Here is a 23,964-nt window from a genome sequence, read left to right on the forward strand (position 1 = left end):
GCCGAATGGATTGCCCAACTTCTTCGCCATGGTTTACTCAAAGCAAGTTTCATTCCAAACCGTATTCAAAGAGAGCTGAGGGAACTTGTCCGTTATCGCCGCAGTATTATCGAAGAACGTGCAAGATAGTTCTTCTTCAAACTTACTGTTCCTTGGGGAAGCGGATGGGGAGGTTTACCAAAAATATTATTCTAGGAAAGCTTCCTCTTTAGAAACTCTTATCATTTCACTAGGGAAATATTTAGAAAAATACTTCTTCACCATTACATGTATATCTTTTTGATACCACTTTGAAAGTCCATGTTCCTTAAATAACATTGGCATTCCTAATCTCTCTGAACGTTTCCCATTCGAACCATCCCCAATGGTCAACGTATCAATCCAAATATGATCTACCATTCCATCCAGCTCTTTTGGAAATCCAGGAGTAAATGGCAGTACCGGAGAAATCGAAGCTTGCGTAAATATCCCTGCCTCATGAACTTCTTTCAAAGCTTTTAACCGCAATTTGATTCCTGGTGCATAGGGAGAAAAAAGTTGTTTTATATCTTCCCTATCTGTTTCAACTGTCATAGATACAAGAACTTTACATTTTTCTTTTAATTTTACTAACAAATCAATATCTCTTGTGACCAGTGGGCTTCTCGTTTGAATTTGAAGAGAATCAGGCGGATTTTCACTCATTTCTTCTAATATCCCCCGAGTAATGTTTGCTTTACGTTCAATTGGTTGGTAGGGATCTGTTGCGGATGACATGAAAATGTTTACGGAATTTTTTTTCTTACGAAGTTTCTTGATTTCATTTCGGTAATTTTCTGCTGCGTTTGTTTTTATGTCTAACCATTCTCCCCAAGGGATTTGTTTGAATCTTTGAATAGGCATCTCTCTTACATAGCAGTACTTGCATGAAAAGGAACAGCCGCTATATGGATTCAATGAATGAGTAAATCCAACATCTAAATAACCCTTTGCTTCTGTAAGAATTTTCTTGGCAAGTATTTCTTTTGTGTCAATCCCCAAAATCGTTCCTCCTCTCTTTAATTGAATAGGATGTGTAGAAAAGCTGTTACGAGTTTCTTAAATAATCAGCTTTTAATCACTCTTCTCTCCTGCTACTTTATAATTCATTTATCGTATTTCATATGTTAATTTTATCAGAAAATTTATTCAAAATATCGCTTAACTCTGGATGCTTTTCTTGTGTCTCCTTCTTTAATAAAGGTACTCCTTTATATAGCGGAAAGAAATTATCATCTTCTAATACGGAAGATGATATCTTTGGATGTAAATTGTATCAAGTAGAAATTCACTTCTTTAATAACGATAAAAGCCTTCCGCATACTCCCCCTATTAAAGCAGGAAATACCCAGCCAAATCCCATTTCATTAAATGGTAAGTTTATAATTGGAGAAATAAAATCCCAATTCTTATTTATGGCAACCAGACCATCATTAAGACTCACAACCATTGTAAAAAGCACGGAACCCCTATAGACAAATTTCTGGCCATTGAAAAGTTTATCTAAAAAGGTCAAAACAATTAGTACGATAATAATCGGATAAATAAAATGTAAAACTGGGACGGACAAGCCAATTAATTGCTCTAATCCCACATTCGCAACGACTCCACTGAATATTACAAAAATAGAAACGAGTGTCTTATAAGACACGGTTGGAATTAGTTTATTGAAATAAAAAGCACACGATGAAAGAAGGCCAGTAGCAGTCGGAATGCACGCTAATAATATCGCAATGCCTAAAATTATATTTCCGTATACACCAAAGTATTCTTGTGCGACACCAGATAAAATAGATGCACCTGACGTAAACGGCAAAGATGAACTTAATGCACCTAAATATCCTAAGCCGATATAAACAGCACTTAAAAAAAAGACAGCGATAACACCAGCCTTCCATATAATGCGCTGAATATTCTTTTTCTGATGAATCCCCCTGTCTCTAATAGCATTTATTATAATCATCGCAAATACGACCGAGACAATGGTATCCATCGTTAAATATCCTTCTGTTATCCCCTTGAAAAGTGGGTATTTTGCGAACTCTTCAGAAGGAGTTTGCGGTGTATTAAATGGCTTGAATATAACGGCTGCAATTAAAGTGAATAAAACAATAAGTAAAAAGGGCGTTATCATCTTTCCAAAACGATCAACGAATTTACTTGGATTAAGAGCTAATATATAAACGATCAGAAAATATAAAAAAGTAAAAATAGCAAGCGTAAATGAATTGCCCCCATCATTCAAAAAAGGGACGACGGCTATTTCGTATGAAACAACTCCAGTCCTTGGCCCCGCAAAAAAAGGACCGACAGTTAGGTAAGTTATACAGGTTAAAACCACTGCAAAGACAGGGTTTACTTTTTTACTTAAATCTTCTGTTGAACCTCGATCACTTGCATGAGCAATGGCAAGGACACCTAGTAAAGGCAAACCCACACCAGAGATAAGGAAACCACCTATGGCAAAAGCAATATGATCTCCTGCGTTTTGACCTAATTCAGGGGGGAAAATTAAATTACCCGCTCCAAAAAAAAGCGAAAAAGTCATTAGCCCAATAAATAAAATTTCTTTGTTAGATATTGTTTGTTTCATGTTAGGACAACTCAACTCCTCAAAATTGCAAATGTACAAAAAGGGCACTTTTGTAAAAGTACCCTAGTATGTCACTACATGTCAACTTTATATCAATAAAATAATGATCCTTCCGGTAAGACACTGCGTCCATGGTTGCAATCAGACTTTGCTCATGATAAATGTCGATTCGATAAAATCTAGTACGATAATTTCGTTTTACTTCTGTCGCACGGGCAACTAACTTGTCCCCAGGTTCAACTGCTTCAATAAACTGGATGGTTGTTGAGAGCCCTAATGACGTTTTTCCATATGAATTACAGGCTACTGAAAAAGCATGATCTGCTAAGCTTAATAACTGCCCCGTGTACAGTTCCGTATTCATTTACCATATTGCTTTGCACTTCTAGCATTGCTTCTGCAAAACCCGACTCAAAGTTTGTTAAATGGATACCTAACGACTGAGCATAAGGATCGTTTTTTACCTGGTTATAAATTTGTTGGTAGTGTTTTTCATAAATTTGATACTCTCCAATTTCCTTCTTTACATATATCCCCCCTATAAATTTATTGAATAATTCACTTCAATTATCATTCATCGTATTTATAGTATTTTAAAAAACAAGTTGCACCAAAAGCATATAAACAATCGTTCCCCCCGCTATAGAGAGGAGCATGTTTTTCTTCCAAAAGTGAAGCAGTGCAACTACCGCTACTCCTATTAGTTCTGGGATACCATGACTTCCAGATAACAAACTAACATCTTTTAAACAATAAATAACCAATAGTCCAATTACTGCAGATGGCAACACGTCACCAAGATATTTTACATACTTTGGTGTGGGCTTACCCGATGGGAAAATAAAGAATGGAAGAAATCTTGTAAGCATTGTTCCTAATACAACCATGGCAATTGTGATTATTTGCTGCGTTAAACTCATCGTCATACGGTAACCTCGACTTTCTCTAATGGTTTTCTAAGAATAGTAAGTATCCCTAGAATCGCAAGCATGGCAGGGATAATGAAGTTGGTTCCGCCAAAAATAATAAGACAGACAGTTGAAAGCCCTAGCCCTGTTAAAGCACTATGGTGCTTCTTCTCTTTCATCCATTGTTCAATGAAAATGACAACAAATAAAGCCGTCATCACAAATTCAAGCCCTTCTGTATTAAATCTCACAAAAGATCCAAAAATGCCTCCAATTGCTGATCCTATCACCCAATAGGAATGATTGAGCAATGTCACAAAAAACATAAACCATCCATTGTCTACATTCTTTGGTATATCTGCCGTACAATTGATTGAAAAAGACTCATCACATAGACCGAATATCAGATACGGTTTTTTCTTTCCAGTGCCTCTATACTTATCGAGCATAGAAAGACCGTAAAACAAATGGCGTGCATTTACCATGAACGTTAGAAATAGTGCATTTATCGGATTGAAAGCAATAAGCAATAAGTTAGCTGCCACAAACTCCATTGATCCTGCAAATATTAATAGACTCATTAGAATCGGGTAAATGGCATCAAATCCCAATGAATTCATAAAGATCCCATAAGCTATTCCCAAGAAGACAAATCCGGCCAAAATCGGCACTGTATATGGAAAAGCTGAACGAAATGCAATCCATATTTGATTTTTATTTTTCATATGACTCACTTCCTGTATTGAAATGTTTATACTATTTTTAACACACGAAATCCATACAATAAATAAATTAATTGTATGGATTACAATTATTATTTTTGGATAAAAAATCCCCATATTAAAGAAATGGGGACTGATCGATGATGTTTCTATAATACGGACTGCCTTTAAGGATCTTTTCAAATCATACATTTTTCGATTAAAATACATACAATAAAGTTTGGAATATGATTTTAGAGGTGAAGTATGCCAGTAAATTCATTTGATCATTATCCAATGTCTTGGAAACCTGATAAGAAAGCATTAATACGCCCTTTTTATAAGTCTCTTGCATCAGTACTTGAACAGGATATACTAAATGGTTTTTTAGCACCTGGGACTAAATTGCCTCCGCAAAGGGAATTAGCAGATTTTCTTGACTTAAACTTCACCACCATTACCCGCGCCTACAAAATATGCGAGGTAAAAGGGTTGATTTATGCGATTACAGGAAGCGGAACCCTTGTAGCTCCTAATGCAGCTCGTTCTATCACCATTTCTGCAGATAAGATGGCAAATAATATTGATCTTGGTTTTGTGGCATCCTTCGAGCAAACGAATGATTTTGTAACAGACATTATTCAAAAGGTTGTGAACAAAAGCTATTTAGAGCAGTTACTAAATTACAATGATCCGACTGGTATCCCACATCAAAAAATGGCAGCTCTAAACTGGATGGAGGCTTTCGGTATTCTCACAGATCATGAGCATTTAGCCATTGTTTCTGGTGCCCAAAATGCATTGGCTATTACCTTAACAGCTTTGTTTGAACCTGGTAATAGAATCGGAACTGATTTATACACCTATTCAAATTTTATTGAGTTGGCAAAAATGTTCCATATTCAGTTAGTCCCCATTCTTGGAGATCAGTTTGGGATGTTGCCGGACGAACTTGAAAAGCAATGTTGCCAACTAAATATTCACGGCATTTTTTTAATGCCCTCTTGTAACAATCCAACCACAGTTATGATTTCAGATTTTCGAAAGCAAGAATTGGCAGAGATTATTCGTAAGCATCGTTTAATTTTGATTGAGGATGATATACATGCATTTCTGACAGCGGGTATTATCTCTGATTACAAACAGCCAATGTTCAATTTACTTCCAGAACAAAGCGTCTATATATGCGGCACCTCTAAGTCAATATGTTCTGGATTAAGAGTTGCCTATATGGTCTATGGGGATGCATTACGGGACAAAATTTTACGGGCTATTTTTAACATTAATGTAAAAACCTCTTCTTTTGATGCGGAGGTCATCTCAGAGCTTATCTTATCAGGGCAGGCTCATGAAATTGTTTCTAAAAAGAAACAGCTGGCACAGTCTGCAAATGATATTTATTCGGAATTTTTCCCTTTAAAAAAGAAAATTGGACATCCTCTTAGTTTTTATCGTTGGCTTCCAATACAAGGGATTAATGATTCGTCACAGTTAGAGATGGATTTAATAAGGCAAGGTGTTCGAGTTTTTCATTCTGATCGTTTTCTAAGCGGACAGACCACTTGCACTTGCTTCTACATACTCATTAGACGAGTTAAAAATAGGTTTACAAATATTAAAACAGTATCTCAGCTATTAAGATAAAAACACCAGGTAAAGAACTAAAGAATTTCTCAAAAAGGTAAATAGCAAAAAACGCTAAAGAAGTCTCTTTACTTTCTTAGCGTTTTTTTATTTTAAAACCCCTAACTGTTGCCTTGCATTTTTCCAACACACTGTATCTTTTTCGTAACGATTTTCTAGAAGTGTTCTCCTGTTTCCGTATCAAAGAGGATACCACCTTCCTCACCCCCGACTTTCCCATACAGATTAACTCGAGCTAAGCCATTATCATATTTTCAAATTGGTCTTTAATTAGGAAGAATGAAAGCAATACAAAAATAAGTCGTTTTTTTCTTTCAATCGGTGCTAATAATAAGATGGATAAACAATAAATTAAGGAGGAGTTATATGCAACAGGATCAACATGCTAAAGAGAACTTTGGTTCTAATATGAAGCCGGAATTTGCTGGAACTGATGCACAAAAAGTAAAACAAGAAATTCAAAAAGATGTAAGCGAAGGACAAGGAGCAATGACTTCCCGCGAGGCAGGAGCAATGCGCGATTAAGAAACCACTCATCTGAGTGGTTTCTTATTTTTCTTTAACCATTAAATAACGTATACATTACAGTGATGGTTTTCATTTTTATATAAAAACTAAATTTACTAATAAATATAATCGATAGCCTAACCTTATTGATAATACTTATATTCCTCTTACATTTTTATAATTATCACATTGAAAAAGGTGATATACCATAAAAAATCATGTTGACACCAATGTATACGTTAACATACAATTTAATCAATGATATTCTACTGGTTTAATTCCTTGCACCATCTACTTAGAAATAAAGGAGTGATATTATTGGATGCGCTTTCATAAAAGTAAGTTTTCATCTATGATCATTCTTAAGCTGGTTATCTTGGCTATTAGAAAAAAAGACTTATCATACAAAATTAAAGAAATGGATGGTAGGTAGAAAGAGATCATTTTAACAGCATTACCTACCAATTTATTCTCCTGCATGACACGATTTGTTTTTTCGTATGATTAAAAGGGATGATTATTTTGTATACGCTTCCACCCCCTATTTTTTATTTCTAAAATAGAGTTGTAGCTTAGGGATCTAACTATTTAATGACAAATAATTTGATTTCATCATTATTACGGGAGATGGTTTGTATGTTAACTTTCCTAGCATTATTAATGATCATTGTATTCATTGTACTTCTCTCAAAAAATAAATTATCTGTATTTGGGGCATTAACGATTGTTCCATTTGTTTTTGGAGCAATTGCAACCTTTGTAACGGATTCTTCCTTTTTGGATCTCTTTGAATGGATTAAAGAAGGTATTTTATTTAGTGTAGATGAAGAAACAGGAAAGGTTTCTACTGGGGTTATTTCACCTGCTATTGTTATCTTGTTTGCGGTGTTGTATTTTGGTGTAATGCTTAATGTTGGTTTGTTTGACCCTTTATGCGAATTCTTTATTAAAAAAGCGAAAGGGGACCCATTAAAAGTTACAATGGCAACAGTTTTAACTGCTACAGTAGTCACTTTGAATGGTGATACGACTACAACTATTATTATTTGTATTGCTGCTTTTCTTCAACTTTATAAACAAATGAATCTTAAGTTAATTTATTTAGCCGTCATTATTGTTACCCCTATTGGAATTTTTAATCAGCTGCCATGGGGAGGCCCAACGATTGCTGCAAGCACAGCAATGGGTGTAAGTATTAGCGAATTATTTGCAGATTTATTGCCAGGAATGCTAGTTGCGGAAGTTTTTGCCATTTTTATGGCTTATATCATCGGGATAAAAGAAAGAAAACGCTTAAAGTTTGATCCTAAAACTGCCAAAGATATTTCTCCAGAGCAAATGGAAAGCATGTTAAATGCTATCCGTCTAAAAGATCCTGAATTAAAGAGACCTAAACTATTTGCATTTAATTTAATTTTAACGCTTGTTATTTTAATCATGCTTGTAATGGATGTGGCACATGGCGGTGTTTTATTTGGTATAGGCGCAGCAATTGCCCTTACGGTAAACTATAAGTCTGCAAGTCTTATTAATGAACGAATTGATGACTTAGCAGCAGATGCTTTAGCACCTGCTTTGGCAACTTTGGCTGCTGGGGTTTTCTCTGGCATCTTAACAGGCAGCGGGATGGCAACTGCTTTAGCAACATCGATTACAGCTATTATCCCAGAATCATTAGGCTCAAATATGGCACCAATCTATGCGTTAATTGCAGCACCGGCAATTACATTTTTACCGCAGGATGCTTTCTATTTTGGGATTGCCGGCGTTATGTCAGACGTAATGGGACAATATGGAATTTCTGCTAACGAGGCGGCTGTAGCTTCCATGGTAGGACAGGCATTCCGTCTAATTTCACCAGTTATTCCAGCCCTATATATGTTAGTTGATTCTACGGAGACAAACTTTGTAAACTTTCAAATAAAGTATGTAATTTATGCTTGGCCAATTATATTTATATACCTAGCTGTTTATACATTAACCGGGGCAATACCGATTTAGGAAAAAGGCCTTTCTAAGAATTAGTTGTACTTTTTGCTATTGGATAAAATTGATTTCATGAAGTACAACTAGTTCAATTCTTTGTATTATGATCATCGTCTAGACTTCTTAATCATTAATGATCTGTCGCTCCTTTATATTCTTTTTCTAATTTTCGTAATGTTAACTCATATAACTGACGATCATCTGATGCCTTATAAAATTCCAATGCTAATAACTGCTGAATCATTTGTTCTTTTTGGTTGAGGATCGCTTTGTTGGAAGTTTTTTTCATTTTCATTCACATTCCTTTGACACCATTATATTAGCTGATTTTCCTCTATATAATGTATATAGTTATCTAACTCCACCTTAAGGTCAGTTAATCGTTTTAAAAACTTTGTATGATAGTTAAATGACACTTCATCACCTTCATCAAGGGATTGATCAATGCGAAAATTTAAATAATTTACCTTTAACTCTATATCTAACCTGGATAAAATAGTACCCTTCTTAAAATATTGATTTAATGAATCTAGTGACATATAGAAGCTATAATAATTATTAATGATTACCAAGCCATACCATCCGTGATCGATGACATATTTACGTTCTTTTGAAACTTCAATGATATCTCCGTATTTAATCATTATTTCATCTGAATGATCACCATCAGGGCAAAAACATTCTATTTGATGTTCAAATGGTTTTACTGCAATAAAATGTTCGTTCATTCTTTTTTCTCCTTTACTTAATACAAACTTGATAAATGTAATCCTTTTTACCCTCTATAAAGCTAATACCTTTCAACAAATTAGTGCAGAAAATTTAGAGTTGAGCTTCTGATTTCCTTAGAAAGTTCATCATTGTCTTTGCATTGCTTAGTAAATGGACAACTCATACATTCTCTCATTGAAGCTGTTCTCTTATAATCACTAGGTTGTTGAAGAAGACTTTTCATATATTTCAGATAGAATATTCCTTGAGAAGCATCTTCCTCTGTTGGTGAATAGGTATAAATTTTCCCAGTAAAAAGCTGAATGATTTCAATTTTTTCTGGAAGTTTTCCAAATGCTTTTTCTGAAAAAAGAACGATCAAATAATTGTATAATTTGATCAACTCATCATCTGCTTCGACAAGGAATTTTTTTATTATAAATGAATGGGTAGACCATTCAGCTAATTCGAAGGTCACTGACAGATGTGTTTCCAATTCTATAGCATAAGTCCTTAGTTTTTCATATAAGAATAAAGGTGGTTGCTGAATTTTCCTCGATGTTAAAAATTGAAGCAAATGATCTGTTATTTTTGCTAACGTCATGTAATAATGTGTTCTCGAATCGAATAATTGTGGAGTTATGTAGTTTGAATACTGTTCAAATAGTTTCAAAATACTTAATTTGTTTTGTTCTTGTAATGGAAGCAGGTAATATTTTTGAACCACCTGATTAATGATATTCTGTACAATCTCTCTCCATTTCATTGCGCCATCATTTAACGTAAGGATATGGTGATAATAAAATTTATATGGACACCGTATAAACGATTCTAAATGATATTCAGTAATGGTTTTAATTGAAACTGGATGATTCCTGGTTTCCATCCGTATTCCTTCCTTTCACTTACATGGAGCCTTTAAAAAAGTAACGAAATTCCTTCCAAAGTTATGGCATTCTTCTATTTCTTTCACATCGGGAGTTAATTCAATTTTAAGTCCTTCAGAAAACACCTCTGCTCCTCGTTCTTTCAGTTTTTTTCATTAGTATTTTAACGGCTGCTCCAAATTCCGGGTAGGCTGAATCACCAGAACCAAAGACTGCCGCCTTCTTACCGATCAATTGAATATTGTCCGTCTCATCATAAAAGTCTAAAAAATCATCAGGTAATTCACCATCTCACCATGTATAGGCACCTAACAATATTCCAGCAGCATTTTCCAAATCAACGACATCTGGACCTTCAAATACATCTATTACTTCGATTTGCTCTCCCATTTCTTTTACACCTTTAGCTACAGCATGTGCCATCATTTCTGTATTACCGCTCATGCTGGCAAAAATAAGAATGATTTTTGTCATTTAACCCTCTCCCTACAAATGATAATACTTCTCATTTAAGGGTAGAAATAAAAAATCTAATTCGATATCTTCGACTCCACAACAGGGACATTGGATATATATATTTTCATATTCATCATTTAACTCATTTTCTTGTATAAACCCGCACCATTCACAAATGATCACTTTATATCTAAACCTTTCTCTAAATATAGAAAATGCAGCAGTTTATATGTAATCTAATTAAATGATAATGATTATCATTATCTACGATAAGTTTAATTGAAAATCATTCTCATTGTCAAGGGTTTGTATAAAATTTTCAAGGCTATTTTTCGTTAATAAAAATAAATTTCATTGGATAATTCTTGGTGAGGGAAATATGCTTCAGCCTACAAAAAGAGCTTGGTGACCAGCCAAGCTCTTTCAATAGAGGGGGGGGAAATCAAAGTTTAAGTCTAATCAAATTTCTTATTTTTAATGATAATGATTATCAATATCATTGTCAACTGTTTTTACTATATCCTATCGATCTTTTTCTTTTATTTTAAAGAAAGCAATGCTGCTGGTAATCTGTTAAGGGATTCATTGTAAATGAAGAAGCCATTAGTTTTGATTCAAGGGGATGCTGATCATACCAAAGACTTTATCTTTGCCAATTGGTTATCCCATTGCAAAATTAAAACAAGACTTAACACTGCACTCTTTGCGACATACACATACTTCACTATTAGCCTCAGACAATCAAGTAACTAAAACATGTTACGCAAGAAATGAAAGAGAAGCTTCCCACAAGTTTGGTCAACTAGTAAGAAGCCTCCGTTTCTTTGGAACTCTCTATGGAATCTTTTTTTTAATTTTATATCCTAAATAAAGAATCATAAACCATACAGGTGCTACAATTAATGCTATCCGCATTCCTTCAATAAATGCCATTAAGACAATAACAAGTGCTAAAAAAGTCAGTGCTATATAAGTGGAAGCTGGATATAATGGCATTTTAAATACTAGTTTTTCGATTTCTTTTTTTGATTTTGATTGCCTGAATTTTAATTGTGTAATCAGGATAATCGTCCAACTCGTGATAACCGCAACTGTGGCAACGGAAGAAATATACATAAACACTTTTTCGGGAACAATGTAATTCAATACTACTGCCACTAATAAAAATAATGATGAAAACAGGATTCCACGTGTCGGAGTACCATTCTTGTTAAGTTTTCCGAAATATTTTGGTCCGTTATTTTGCAGAGATAAATTGTATAACATTCTTCCAGAACTAAATAGCCCACTATTAAATGCAGATAAAGCTGCTGTTATTACAACGAAGTTAATGATATGGGCGGCACCTGGGATCCCAACATTATCAAAAATTAACACAAATGGGCTGCCCTTTGCCCCAATTTCATTCCAAGGATATAAAATCATCATAACGCCTAATGCACCAATATAAAAAATTAATATCCTCCAGACCACATTATTAATCGCTGATGGAATTGATTTTTGAGGATTTTTTGCCTCTCCTGCCGTAATTCCAATCAATTCTATACCGCCGAATGAAAACATTACAAGAACCAATGACATTAAAATACCTGTGAATCCATTTGGCATAAATCCTCCATGACTCCATAGGTTTTCAAAGCCGATTGGCTGCCCCTCGTTTCCAATTCCCAAGAAAATGATTCCTAACCCAAGGAGAATCATTCCGATAATGGCTATAACTTTAATCATTGCAAACCAGAATTCAAACTCTCCAAAAGCTTTTACGTTAGCAAGGTTTATCATGGTAATCATGACTAGTACAACCAGTGCTGTCAGCCATTGTGGAATATCTGGAAACCAGTAATTCACATAAACACCAGCCACCGTTATTTCTGCCATTCCAACAACAACCCACATAAACCAATAGGTCCAGCCAGTAAAGTAACCTGCAAATGGTCCTAAATATCGATTTGCATATGAACTAAAGGCTCCTGAAACAGGTTCCTCTACCGTCATTTCCCCTAGAGCTCTCATAATAGTGAAAATAACTAATCCTCCCACTAAATAGGAGAACAAAATCGATGGACCAGCCATTTGGATGGTTGCACTTGAGCCATAAAAAAGGCCAACTCCGATTGCACCTCCAAGTGCAATTAACTGGATATGTCTGTTATCTAAACCTCGATGCAGATTCTCACTCTGATGATTTTTACCCAATCAATATTCCTCCAATTAAAACTATATTCTAATTATAATAGATAAAAAAGCGCATGCTCTGAACTGCTTAAAGCAGTAAGAAGTACATGAATTAAAAACCTTTTTATAGATGAAATCATTCATTACTCACCGCCTAATCATTATAACATAATAATATATTTCCAACTTTTTAAAAAACCTCTCAAAAAATGTATCATTATTTACAAATAAAAAGTGCCTACAAGTCATGGTTAATAGACCTGTAGACACATTATTTGCGGAAGTCTAAATTGATTGAAAATTCCCTCTTATTATGCGTATAGTTAAGCTAAATAAAACAGTAAAAAGGAGTAGGACTCATGGATATGAAAAGAAATTGGGCAGGTAATTTTCAATATAGCACGACTAACTGGCATGTACCTGAATCTGTAGAAGACGTTCAACAATTAGTTTCAAGGTTACCAAAGCTACGAGTGATCGGAACGCGTCACTCGTTTAATAACATCGCAGATTCGAATGAAAATATAGTATCCTTGCAAAAGCTCAACAAAGTCTTATCCATTGATCGAGAAAACGAAACTGTAACCGTGCAGGCAGGTACCAAGTATGGAGACCTTTGCCATGTGCTTCAGCAACATGGCTATGCCTTACATAACCTTGCTTCCCTTCCGCACATTTCAGTTGCTGGAGCTTGTGCTACAGCAACACATGGTTCAGGTAATGGCAATCAAAATTTAGCTGCAGCTGTACGTGCTATGGAAGTTGTTACTGCTGATGGAAGTATTGTAACTTTTTCAAGAGAAAAATCAGAAGAGGAATTACATGGCTCGGTTGTTGGACTAGGTGGATTCGGTGCCGTCACAAAACTAACACTAGATGTCCTTCCAAGTCATCAAATGAGGCAGGATGTTTACGAAAATCTTCCGTTAGCACAACTAGCTCACGATTTTGATATCATTTATTCCAGTGCCTATAGCGTCAGTCTATTTACGGATTGGCAGGACGAAACGTTTAATCAGGTGTGGCTGAAGAGCAAACTTTCGGATGATCAGACTTATTCGTTAGGAGAGGACTTTTTTGGAGCAAAAGCGGCCAAAGTAAATCTCCATCCCGTATCAGGGGTTGGAGCAGAGAATTGTACAGCGCAGCTAGGTGTGCCAGGGGATTGGCTTGATCGCATGCCACACTTCCGAATGGATTTTACTCCAAGTAAAGGGCAAGAGCTGCAAAGTGAATATATTTTGGCCCGCGAGCATGCCTACGACGCTCTTTGTGCAATTAGTGAAATCCGTGATCAAATCGCACCACATCTATTTATATCAGAAGTGCGGACTATTGCGCAAGACGAGCTTTGGCTAAGCCCATCCTATAAGCAGGATTCAGTTGCCATTCACTTTACGTGGCAGGATAAATGGACGGAAGTTCAGCAGGTGCTGCCACTCATCGAAGCCCAGCTTGAACCTTTTCAAGCAAAGCCACATTGGGGAAAACTGTTTAGTACCTCACCTGCAAAAATACAATCGCTTTATGAAAGGATGCCTTCTTTTCAGCAACTGCTTATGAAGTATGACCCGAATGGTAAGTTTCGTAATACCTTTTTGAATAAATATATATTTAATGAGGCAGAGTGAAATCGTTATGCAAATTAGATTCATATTGCTATATGCCTGTAATTGAAAGGGCAACAATATTAACTCTCGGAATTTCTAAACAGAATTCCTCTTTATTTCCAAGAATCAGGAGGGATAAACAACAATATATTCTTTTTAAACTGTATAATTTTTGTAAAAGACTTTGAAAACGTTGGCAGGATGACATGGACACGAATTACAAATCTGTACGAATGTAACCAAATAAACTAAGAAAGTGAATCCAATAAGATAAGTCATACTTATCTGGACCTCATGGATAAAACACCAAGGGGATTTTTGAAAAAAAGAAAAGGAATTGCCCAAAAGAGACAATTCCTTTTCTTTAGCTTTGTTTCATTTTTTCTTGCTATGAGCAAAAGTATGAGCTTTAATGACCTACTGCCTCTAAAATCCCCTATATATCAAGGGTTTTGAGGTATTACATCATGCCGCCCATTCATTTATTTATATAATAGAAAGAAATAGGTCCTAAAAAACCTTATTAATTCCACATTTTTTTGTTCGACTAAATATTTTCTAATACAATAAAATAGACAGGAGAACAAACAAGAGGACAAAAATATGTTTAGAAAAGAACCGTGTTTCAGAAGCTATTCGTTTAAAAAGGTCGACTAGCGAATAGAAGCTAGTCGGCCCTTCATCTCTATAAAGGTAATATCTTAGCTTTCAAGAGTTTTTTCCCAATCAGCAGCGAATTTTTCTATACCTTGATTCGTAAGTGGGTGCTTAGCAAGCTGTTCAATTACACTAAAAGGTATGGTTGCAATGTCCGCCCCAGCCATAGCGACACGAGTTACATGGTCTGGATGGCGAACTGAAGCCGCAATAATTTGTGTATCCAAGTTATGGACACGGAATAGCTTAGCAATTTTTTCTACTAATTGGACACCATCTTCTGAAATATCATCTAAACGTCCTAAAAATGGAGAAACATAGGTTGCACCTGCACGAGCTGCTAATAATGCCTGGTTTACCGTAAAGATAAGGGTAACGTTCGTTTTAACACCTTTGTCTGCAAGGTAGCGGCACGCTTCTAAACCTTCTAACGTCATCGGCAATTTAATCGTTACCTTCGAGTCTCCACCATTAATCTTAATGAGCTCTTCTGCTTGTGCAATCATTTCTTCAGTTGTCACAGTATCAGGAGTGACTTCCGCGGAAACAGATTCAACCCCTGGGACCGCTTGACAGATTTCAGCAATACGATCTTCAAATTTCACTCCTTCTTTAGCAACTAAGGAAGGGTTCGTGGTAACACCTGCTAATACACCAATTCTATAGGCTTTTTTTATGTCCACTAGATTAGCAGTATCAATGAATAGTTTCATAGCCAAACTCCTCCTGTTTTTCAGAATTAAAAAGATTTCTAGTTATTTCGACAACATTTTTAACGGTAAATCCAAATAACTCCATCACCTCAGCGCCAGTTCCGGAAGCACCGAATGTTTCAATCGATAACACTTTTCCTTTCGGTCCGATAAAACGTTCCCAACCTAGAGAAATTCCCATTTCAAGTGCCACACGATTCGAAACAGAAGATGGAAGAACATACTCTTTATACTCATTCGATTGGCTATTAAACAATTCCCAGCTTGGCATAGCCACGACTCGAACCGAAATCTCTTCTTTTTCTAACTCCGCTTTCGCTTCTACCGCCAAAGACACTTCCGAGCCTGTAGCCAGCAAAATGACATCTGGATTTTCATCAGTTTGCGTTAACACATAAGCCCCTTTAGAAAGATTCTCGATATTGGCTTTTGTCTCTTCAAACACCGGCAAATTTTGACGGCTTAGAACTAAGGCAACCGGACCATCTGTTTGTTGCAAGGCATAAGCCCAAGCACTAGCTGTTTCATTTGCGTCAGTTGGACGAATGACAGTAAGCCCCGGAATCGCACGAAGTGAGACTAGGTGCTCGATCGGCTCATGCGTAGGACCATCTTCTCCTACAGCAATCGAATCATGCGTAAACACATAGGTGATTGGCAGCTTTTGCAAGGCAGCCAGACGAATAGATGGACGCAGGTAATCGTTGAACACAAAGAATGTACTTACAAAAGGCTTCAGTCCCCCATGCAGAGCGATTCCATTCCCCGCAGCTCCCATCGCATGCTCACGGACACCGAAGTACACATTTCGACCAGCAAATGATTCTACTGCATAAACGGCTTCGTCTTTCATATCCGTCATCGTGGAATGAGAAAGGTCTGCACTCCCTCCAAAAATAGCAGGAATTATTTTTGCATAATGATTAATGGCTTCTCCACTAGCTACCCTAGTCGAAACGGCTTTTTCCGTATCAAAAGTTAAAATGTCCTGATCTTGGACAATGGCTTCACCTTTAATCGCACCTTCTAATTCGCGGGCCAATGAAGGATAAGCCTCCCGGTAAGAATGGAATAAATCATTCCATTGTTGTTCTTTAACCATCCCTCTTTGTTTTAACTCTTCAAAGTGGGCTTTTACTTCTTCCGGAACAAAGAAATCTTCTTCATAATGCCAGCCGTACGCTTGCTTTGTAGCAGCTGCCTCTTCTGCACCGAGTGGGTTACCATGTGCTTTATTAGTTCCGGCAACTTTTGGACTGCCGTATCCGATAATCGTTCTAATTTCAATCAGAGTCGGTTGGTCCGTGTTCAATTTAGCTAATTCAATCGCGTTTGTGATGTCTGCAACACTATTTCCGTCTTCCACACGTAAATATTGCCACTTAGCAGATTCCACTCGTTTTTGAATATCCTCTGAAAAAGATAGGTTTAAGGAACCATCCAAAGAGATATCATTTGAGTCATATAAGACAACCAATTTCCCTAAGTTCATATGACCTGCTAGAGACATAGCTTCATAGGAGATACCTTCCATTAAATCGCCATCGCCAACTAAAGCATATGTGTAGTGGTCAATCACGGAGAAACCGTCTTGGTTAAACTTTGCGGCTAAATGGGCCTCTGCCATCGCCATTCCTACTGCATTGGAAATTCCTTGTCCTAAAGGACCCGTCGTGACTTCTACCCCATCGGTGTGGCCAAATTCGGGATGACCTGGTGTTTTGCTATTCAACTTCCGGAAGCTTTTCAAATCTTCTAAAGACACGTCGTACCCTGCCAGATGAAGCAAGCTATATAACAAGCTGGAGCCATGCCCGGCAGATAGGACGAAACGATCCCGGTTAAACCATTTTGAATTTTCAGGACTATGTTGTAAATGGTTAGCCCATAGAGCGTAGGCCATTGGCGCCGCCCCCATAGGGAGTCCTGGATGCCCGGAATTAGCACAATTAATGGCATCTATGGATAAAGTGCGAATCGTATTTACCGCTAATGTTTCAATATTCATTGTTTTTTTTCCTTTCATATAGAACTAGAAAGAGGCCATTTTACCTTGCACTCACAAAAATCAATTAACAGACGTGCATAAGGTTTTTTCATATTCAGCAATCTTATCAATACGTCTTTGATGACGACGGCCTTCATACTCCGTTTCAAGCCAGACCTTTACTATCTCCTTTGCTAAACCATGACCCAGGACTCGTTGTCCTAATGCCAAAACATTGCTGTTATTATGTAATCTTGTAAATTTCGCACTAAAGGTATCATGTGCAAGGGCACAGCGGATGCCTCTCACTTTATTTGCTGTGATCGACATCCCAATGCCTGTTCCGCATATCAAAATCCCTCTGTCAACAATACCCTGTACCACTTGTTAAGAAATTCTTTAGATTTTTATGATATTACTTTCGATATTACTTTCCCAGTCATGTCCTCATAATCTTTACACATGATTTCCCATGATTTTTCGATATCTTCATCTAATCCAAATAAACCGCTACGACCTATGATATAAATATCAGGACCTGCTGCATCAATTCTTTTAAATGTTTTCCGACTAGATGATCCATCCATTTCAATGACATATTGATATCCTTTTTCGTCTCTTAATTCTCTTAATGCTACAATTTTATCTAGGGTGCTTTCGATAAAACGTTGCCCAGCGAACCCTGGATCCACTGTCATAATTGTAATTTTATCTACTAATTCAATATAAGGGAAAATCGTTTCAATAGGCGTTTCTGGATTTAATACTATCCCTGCTTTTAAACCAGCATCATGTATTTGATCAATTAATCGAAAAGCCAAACCATCAAGTACTTCTGCATGCATGCAAATCCATTCGCACTTTATATCAACTAATTGTTGGACCCAGAAACTTGGATTCTTTACCATAAGATGGGCGGACATAGGTAAATCACTTATTTTTCGAACTTCTTCGATAAACCATGGGGATAATGTAATATTAGGAACATAATGCCCGTCCATAATATCAATATGATAAGAATCTACATGATTGTTTAAAAAAGTGATTTGTTCTTTAAACTTATCTAAGTCCATTGTCATCAATGATGGTGAAAATTCTACTTTTTTCATATTCTATTTATCCTCCACAAAATCTTTTTTCTTTAGAAATAATGGTAGGGTTTGTAGTCACCCCATCCACTAGCCCTAAAGTATCTATACGGTTAACACTTTCAGCATTTGCTATCTCTTAAAAAACCTCATTTAATGCACTCACATTGTTATTAAATAATTTGAATATCATCTAAATCAATATCATCTTCTTCAATTTCTACTTGCTCGTCTTCTTTCACATTTTTCTTAAGCAAAGCCAAGGCCAACCCTGTTACAAGAACATTCACTAAAATGGCTACAGCTCCTGTCCATGGTTGCGACATAGTAGGTAACATCAATACGCCACCAAATGGTACAGTTGCATCTGCTCCTAACACCATCGTTGTTGCTCCACCAGCCGCTCCACCAATAGCTACTGCCGTTACACAACGAACAATATCATTCATAACAATCGGAATGACACCTTCAACAATATTAATAACACCCATTGGAACTGCCGATTTCAAAGTCTCAATTTCTGATCGTGTATAGATATTTTTCCTAAACATTTTTGCAATAAAGTAGGCTAACCCAAATCCAATTGGTGTTGCTGTATTTACTAATTGTAATGCTGTAATGGGTCCATTAATTCCTTCTGCCTGCATTGTCAATACGAAGGCAAATACAGTCTTGTTAATTGGGCCACCAAAGTCAACTCCACTCAATAAGCCTACAACTCCACCAAATACTAACAATGAAGAAGTCCCTAAACTGTTTAATGCATTTGTTAATAATGATGTAAAAGCAGCGATAGGGATACCAATAATGTAAACCATGATGAGCCCGCCAATAATGGAGGTGAAAAATGGAACAATTAAAGTTGGCATTAATCCCCTAGCCCAATTAGGAACTTTAAGATGTTTAATAATAGCTACGGCAAGATAGCCCGATAAAAATCCTCCTAAAATCCCACCAATGAATCCAGCACCAATTGCATTAGCAGTTAAACCAATAATAAAACCTGGAGCGACCCCTGGTTTTCCTGCAATTGAAGCAGAAATCCCTGTTGAAATAACTGCAGGTAGTAAACCTAAAGCAAGGGCTCCCATCTTAGCTAGAGAATCCCAGAAGGTAAAAGGTTGTGTTAAGTCAGCACCACCATTACCTCCAAAACCCATACCAATTGCGATTAAAAAACCTGCTCCACAAACAATTGGAATCAAATATGAAATTGCCGTCAATAAATGACCTTTAAGATTTAAATTTTTTATTCCACTCATTTTTAACCCCCCTATTACTCTACAAGTCTTTTAATTACATAAAGCATATTTCACATCTACAGCATCTTTGGACTGTAGCATTTTCTCAACGACTTCATCGTTTCCTAATTTCCTTGCAAATAGTGATAATAATTTTAAATGTTGTTGTGCTCCATCATTATCTTTTCCAACAGCAAAAAGAATAATTCCCTTTACACCTTTCCCGTCGAGTGTCTCCCAAGGGATTTCTTCCTGCGTAATCCCAATCGCTACTCCTATTTTTTTTACAGAATGACTATTACCATGAGGAATCGCAATATAATTTCCGATTCCAGTTTGTCCCACTTCTTCCCTAGCATAAATATCTTTTAAAAACGCTTTAATATCTGTAATGTATTCATTTTGCAGCAACACCTCTGCTAATTCTTGGATCGCTTCTTCCTTACTTTTAACATTTATGTTGGTTTTGATTGTATTTATATCGACAATATCTTTTACTTCCATTATTTTTCCTCCTATTCGATGGCTTAAATTATTTCTTTTGATTTACAACTTCTGCCGCTTTTTCAATTAATTTATTTGGTGATTTTACAGCTATTTCTGTCGTAACTTGGATGATTCTCTTTCCTTCAAAACGTTCTCTTCCTGCGATTTTAACATCTGCAGCTAAGATAACGATGTCTGCTTCATCGATCTGTTTTTGAGTCAGTTCATTCTCTGTTCCAATCGTTCCTTGTGTTTCAATATGAATGTCATAGCCTGCTTTCTTTCCGGCATTCTCTAATTTCTCCTGTGCGATATATGTGTGTGCGATCCCAACTGTGCATGCTGCAACTCCTACTATTTTCATCATTCTTCCTCCTAATTTTTTAAAATTTCTTTAATAAAATTTTCTTTTTCACGACTATTTAATAATCGGTTTAAATACTCTTCATCTGCTAAAGCTCGGGTGAATAAGGATATTTTCTTTTTCATTTGAACGCTTTCATTTTCCTTTAATAAAATAACAATCAATAAACAAATATCCTTTGTCTGGCAATCCCATGATCGGATTGGATTTGCTAAACGGATAAATAGAATTTGACTCTTCTTTATTTGATTGCTTTCGATATGAGGCAACATCACATGTTCAGCGATTAATGTGCTGCCTACTTTTTCTCTTTCATTTAATTGATTGATGACTTCCTCTTTTTGCGAAGGATTATCCTGACATACGATTTCAGAAATAAAAGAGTGTACTTCTTCTTTTGTTTTTAACTCACAATTAAAATAAACTTGATAGATTGAATTAATCTCCATGATAAATTTCCTCTATCTTTCCCTGAAGTCTCTTCTGGTCATCAATTGTAAACATCGCACTCACTAATAAATAAGGAATGGGTACTTCTTCCTTAATATGAACAGTACTCAGGATCAATTCAGCATCTGAGTATTTCTCTTTTAACATTTGTGTATTTCGTGATGCTACTACATCAACAATTTCTAACTCGGGAAATTTCTTTGAAACTTTTGCTTTTAAAAGTTCTGAAGTTCCAATTCCTGTCGTACACATGATTAGTGTTTTTATTGGCCGTTGATGTTGGCCCGTTTCAATAGCTCTTGCAAAATAGAGGGTGATAAACCCATTCTCATCATCATTTATGGCTGGTAAGTTAAATTTTTCACTTACCAATTCGGATACGTTTGTTACGCCCAAAAATACTTCTTCATACGTTACCTTAATCTGACTTAACAAGCTGTTTTTAACTCGAATTTTATGCTCTAATCGATTAAGCATCGGTTTAATATGGTTAGCTAAATCAATAAAAATAGACTGACTGTCTATATCAATTCCTAAGCTAGTACTCATTCCTTCAATATATGCTTTCGTTACTTGGATAACTTCTGATGAAAAAGTGGAAGTTTTAGCAAGAGATCCCTGCATTCTTGATGACACTAAATACTGATAAAGAAAATAAATCTCTATATCTGGCAAAGAACTGTTCAAATATTTTTCAATATTATGGACAATAACTTTCGCAACCGGATACAAAATATCTCTTTTCATGTTTTCCATTTCTTCATTAGAAATCTTATCAGTAAACAGTCTGGTAGGAACTTTTCTTGAGCGACTTAGTAGTATATATAAATGCGAGAAAATGTTTACATTATATGGATAGGGAATCGTTATATCTAAATCTTCTTCGATCTTTCTTAATTGATCCAGTATAAACAAAACATCGTACTGATTGAAATTAAGTTGTTGATTCCTTTTTAAATCATCAATATCAATCATATTAAAGATTTCAATAATATCTTTAATGGCCTTCCGAATATTAACTTCTTCCCCTAGTATGGCTAGTGTTCTGTTTTTTCGCTCTAGAACTAAATTGTACTTCTTAAGCTCTTCGCTCATTATTTGTTCGTCATTAAAAGTAACGGAGTCTCCTACATAATAGCGACTAAATAAGTGGTAAACATTTATAGGTTTAGGCGAAGACAACAATAATTCTTCCATAATTCGTTTACGTCTCTCGTTAGGAGAAAATTGTATTTCTTTGAATTTAATATTGCTTTTTTGATAATTAATAAATTTTTCGTAATCTAGTTTATACCCTCTCCCTCTTTCAGATATAATTAAAGGGCCGTCCACGTACTCGTTGTTAATTTTATTTATTAATCGATATACTGTTTTTTGAGAAACATTTAGTACTTCTAGGAGATCCTCCGAAGTAACATAACCTTGATTCTTTGAAAGAAACAGTAACAGATCTTGTTCACGGTTAATTTTTGAACTCATTCCTATGCCCTCCTGATATTATATTAACCTATAGAATAATAAACGATTCGCTAGAAAATGGCCGTTGCAACGGTCACTTTTTTTAGACATTCTATAAGGTTTTTCTAAGGTCGTCGCCTCTATTAAAACGTTAATAGAGGCAAGGATAATTGTCCTTTCCTCCCTCAAAAGTGAGTAAGGGCCATAATGAACTTGACATTTATAGATAGGAAAATCACTGTGAGAACGATAGCTGATTGGACGAATCATCATGTATCAAACTATCGAATAAGAGTAATCCTATCTAAACATTGCCAAACTGTGAAGATGGTGAAAAACTTATATTATGCTTTAAAGATATAAGGACTTGCATCTAATCTTTCGTTCGTTTCAACAAATTATTAAACGAAGGTTGCACAACTTTCATTTAAAATAAAAAAACAAATGAAAAACCCCTATCCACCAAAGTGAATAAGGGTAGTTCCAATATGGTGAAGAAAAGTAAGTTAAAATAACAGTTGAATGACTTTGTTAAATCATAATAGATTTAGCATATAAAATTACTATATATTAACACATAAAAACGCTTGGATAAACCAAGCGTTTTTTCGATCCTTATTCAAGAAACGCTTTTGGTTACATGGATAATGTTACGTGGCGGTGAAACTGCCCCATTAGCCATCCATGAATCGCAAAAAAACAGCTCTTCACCACAAAGAATGAAAATGTATTGAATCCGTCCATACTTGTTCTAAGGCTGGAGAGGAAGGTCGATGAACTATGGTGCCATAGAGCCCATCCGTTAGTCTGACTCCAACGACCACGGTGCATCACAAACTGTCGCTCCCTTACGGGAAGCACTCATGGTAGATTAATCCTTATTCTGATTGTTGCACCAGCCTCCAATTTACAAGCCTAGAAAGGAAGAATTTCAATGGATGTAATCATTGAAAGAGCATGTGGTATGGATGTTCATAAGGACAATATCACTGCATGTATTATGACACCTGATGGAAAGGAGATTCAAACGTTTCCTACCAAAACAGTTTTTCTGCTTAAGTTAATCGACTGGATTAAGGAACATGACTGTACTCATGTTGCAATGGAAAGCACGAGTGTTTATTGGAAACCTATTGTTAACCTACTAGAATCTGAAGGGATTGAGTTTCTAGTAGTAAACGCCCAACACATGAAGGCCCTCCCCGGTCGTAAGACCGACGTTAAAGATGCCGAATGGATTGCCCAACTTCTTCGCCATGGTTTACTCAAAGCAAGTTTCATTCCAAACCGTATTCAAAGAGAGCTGAGGGAACTTGTCCGTTAT

At 36.0% G+C, this 23,964-nt stretch carries 22 protein-coding genes and 4 pseudogenes; 6 read left to right on the forward strand and 20 right to left on the reverse strand.

Annotation, left to right across the window (positions count from 1 at the left end; genetic code table 11):
- A pseudogene (locus tag WQ54_RS33685) lies at positions 1–117 on the forward strand (transposase); the annotation flags it as partial.
- 69 nt (positions 118–186) lie between these two features.
- Here WQ54_RS33685 and WQ54_RS16075 read toward each other — a convergent pair.
- The 6 genes from WQ54_RS16075 to azlC all read right to left on the reverse strand — a co-directional run bounded on the left by WQ54_RS16075 (position 187) and on the right by azlC (position 4,295).
- Entirely contained in the window at positions 187–1,020 is an 834-nt protein-coding gene (locus tag WQ54_RS16075; RefSeq protein ID WP_197089608.1) for a radical SAM protein, read from the reverse strand.
- A gap of 118 nt (positions 1,021–1,138) precedes the next feature.
- On the reverse strand, positions 1,139–1,276 hold the full coding sequence (locus tag WQ54_RS33690) for a glycine betaine ABC transporter substrate-binding protein (protein ID WP_156177988.1): 138 nt from the start codon (positions 1,274–1,276) through the stop codon (positions 1,139–1,141).
- Between the two features lie 30 nt (positions 1,277–1,306).
- The gene (gene brnQ, locus WQ54_RS16080) at positions 1,307–2,611 is read right to left on the reverse strand and encodes a branched-chain amino acid transport system II carrier protein (protein ID WP_046585445.1); all 1,305 of its coding nucleotides are present in this window, start codon (positions 2,609–2,611) and stop codon (positions 1,307–1,309) included.
- Positions 2,612–2,630: 19 nt separating this feature from the next.
- Positions 2,631–2,975 (reverse strand): hotdog domain-containing protein, encoded by a 345-nt coding sequence (locus WQ54_RS16085; protein WP_231597548.1) that lies wholly within the window; start codon positions 2,973–2,975, stop codon positions 2,631–2,633.
- Positions 2,976–3,204: 229 nt separating this feature from the next.
- The gene (locus tag WQ54_RS16090; protein ID WP_046585448.1) at positions 3,205–3,537 is read right to left on the reverse strand and encodes a branched-chain amino acid transporter permease; all 333 of its coding nucleotides are present in this window, start codon (positions 3,535–3,537) and stop codon (positions 3,205–3,207) included.
- Entirely contained in the window at positions 3,534–4,295 is a 762-nt protein-coding gene (gene azlC, locus WQ54_RS16095) for an azaleucine resistance protein AzlC (protein WP_156177989.1), read from the reverse strand. The genes WQ54_RS16090 and azlC overlap by 4 nt, the downstream gene beginning before the upstream one ends.
- A gap of 192 nt (positions 4,296–4,487) precedes the next feature.
- Between azlC and WQ54_RS16100 the strand changes: the two are divergent.
- From WQ54_RS16100 to WQ54_RS16105, 3 genes and pseudogenes are all read left to right on the forward strand, one after another.
- A pseudogene (locus WQ54_RS16100) lies at positions 4,488–5,859 on the forward strand (PLP-dependent aminotransferase family protein).
- A gap of 371 nt (positions 5,860–6,230) precedes the next feature.
- The gene (locus tag WQ54_RS34300) at positions 6,231–6,389 is read left to right on the forward strand and encodes a hypothetical protein (protein ID WP_197089609.1); all 159 of its coding nucleotides are present in this window, start codon (positions 6,231–6,233) and stop codon (positions 6,387–6,389) included.
- 618 nt (positions 6,390–7,007) lie between these two features.
- Complete coding sequence (locus WQ54_RS16105) at positions 7,008–8,372, forward strand: citrate:proton symporter (RefSeq protein WP_046585452.1); 1,365 nt, start codon at positions 7,008–7,010, stop codon at positions 8,370–8,372.
- Positions 8,373–8,487: 115 nt separating this feature from the next.
- On the opposite strand, the gene WQ54_RS32735 is transcribed toward WQ54_RS16105, so the two are convergent.
- The 5 genes and pseudogenes from WQ54_RS32735 to WQ54_RS16125 form a co-directional block, all read right to left on the reverse strand.
- Positions 8,488–8,652 (reverse strand): Fur-regulated basic protein FbpA, encoded by a 165-nt coding sequence (locus tag WQ54_RS32735; RefSeq protein WP_084822113.1) that lies wholly within the window; start codon positions 8,650–8,652, stop codon positions 8,488–8,490.
- A gap of 19 nt (positions 8,653–8,671) precedes the next feature.
- Positions 8,672–9,085 carry a hypothetical protein gene (locus WQ54_RS16110; RefSeq protein ID WP_046585453.1) on the reverse strand — a complete coding sequence of 138 codons (414 nt, stop codon included), beginning with the start codon at positions 9,083–9,085 and terminating at the stop codon, positions 8,672–8,674.
- Positions 9,086–9,165: 80 nt separating this feature from the next.
- The gene (locus tag WQ54_RS16115; protein WP_046585455.1) at positions 9,166–9,954 is read right to left on the reverse strand and encodes a hypothetical protein; all 789 of its coding nucleotides are present in this window, start codon (positions 9,952–9,954) and stop codon (positions 9,166–9,168) included.
- Positions 9,955–9,969: 15 nt separating this feature from the next.
- A pseudogene (locus tag WQ54_RS16120) lies at positions 9,970–10,429 on the reverse strand (flavodoxin).
- A gap of 816 nt (positions 10,430–11,245) precedes the next feature.
- Positions 11,246–12,607, reverse strand: coding sequence for an amino acid permease (locus tag WQ54_RS16125; RefSeq protein WP_046585457.1), 1,362 nt, complete (start codon positions 12,605–12,607; stop codon positions 11,246–11,248).
- A gap of 338 nt (positions 12,608–12,945) precedes the next feature.
- Here WQ54_RS16125 and WQ54_RS16130 point away from each other — a divergent pair, with 338 nt between their 5' ends.
- Positions 12,946–14,217 (forward strand): FAD-binding protein, encoded by a 1,272-nt coding sequence (locus WQ54_RS16130; RefSeq protein WP_046585459.1) that lies wholly within the window; start codon positions 12,946–12,948, stop codon positions 14,215–14,217.
- Between the two features lie 680 nt (positions 14,218–14,897).
- On the opposite strand, the gene fsa is transcribed toward WQ54_RS16130, so the two are convergent.
- The 9 genes and pseudogenes from fsa to WQ54_RS16175 all read right to left on the reverse strand — a co-directional run bounded on the left by fsa (position 14,898) and on the right by WQ54_RS16175 (position 22,661).
- Positions 14,898–15,566: a fructose-6-phosphate aldolase gene (gene fsa / locus WQ54_RS16135; RefSeq protein WP_046585462.1), complete on the reverse strand. Its 669-nt coding sequence runs from the start codon at positions 15,564–15,566 to the stop codon at positions 14,898–14,900.
- Complete coding sequence (tkt, locus tag WQ54_RS16140) at positions 15,550–17,574, reverse strand: transketolase (RefSeq protein ID WP_156177986.1); 2,025 nt, start codon at positions 17,572–17,574, stop codon at positions 15,550–15,552. The genes fsa and tkt overlap by 17 nt, the downstream gene beginning before the upstream one ends.
- 60 nt (positions 17,575–17,634) lie before the next feature.
- A pseudogene (locus WQ54_RS16145) lies at positions 17,635–17,949 on the reverse strand (RpiB/LacA/LacB family sugar-phosphate isomerase); the annotation flags it as partial.
- A gap of 11 nt (positions 17,950–17,960) precedes the next feature.
- Positions 17,961–18,662 (reverse strand): D-allulose 6-phosphate 3-epimerase, encoded by a 702-nt coding sequence (alsE, locus tag WQ54_RS16150; protein WP_046585465.1) that lies wholly within the window; start codon positions 18,660–18,662, stop codon positions 17,961–17,963.
- Between the two features lie 152 nt (positions 18,663–18,814).
- A complete protein-coding gene (locus WQ54_RS16155) occupies positions 18,815–19,903 on the reverse strand; it encodes a PTS fructose transporter subunit IIC (RefSeq protein ID WP_046585467.1) in 1,089 nt (362 codons plus the stop codon).
- A 30-nt stretch (positions 19,904–19,933) separates the two neighbouring features.
- A complete protein-coding gene (locus WQ54_RS16160) occupies positions 19,934–20,386 on the reverse strand; it encodes a fructose PTS transporter subunit IIA (RefSeq protein WP_046585469.1) in 453 nt (150 codons plus the stop codon).
- A gap of 28 nt (positions 20,387–20,414) precedes the next feature.
- Positions 20,415–20,732, reverse strand: a complete 318-nt coding sequence (locus WQ54_RS16165) for a PTS fructose transporter subunit IIB (RefSeq protein ID WP_046585470.1) — start codon at positions 20,730–20,732, stop codon at positions 20,415–20,417.
- A gap of 11 nt (positions 20,733–20,743) precedes the next feature.
- Positions 20,744–21,181 carry a PTS sugar transporter subunit IIA gene (locus WQ54_RS16170; RefSeq protein ID WP_046585472.1) on the reverse strand — a complete coding sequence of 146 codons (438 nt, stop codon included), beginning with the start codon at positions 21,179–21,181 and terminating at the stop codon, positions 20,744–20,746.
- A complete protein-coding gene (locus WQ54_RS16175; RefSeq protein WP_046585474.1) occupies positions 21,171–22,661 on the reverse strand; it encodes a PRD domain-containing protein in 1,491 nt (496 codons plus the stop codon). The genes WQ54_RS16170 and WQ54_RS16175 overlap by 11 nt, the downstream gene beginning before the upstream one ends.
- 913 nt (positions 22,662–23,574) lie before the next feature.
- Here WQ54_RS16175 and WQ54_RS16180 point away from each other — a divergent pair.
- On the forward strand, positions 23,575–23,964 hold a 390-nt coding region (locus WQ54_RS16180; RefSeq protein ID WP_046585476.1), incomplete at its 3' end, for an IS110 family transposase.

The organism is Bacillus sp. SA1-12 (assembly GCF_000981385.1).
GTDB lineage: Bacteria > Bacillota > Bacilli > Bacillales > Bacillaceae > Metabacillus.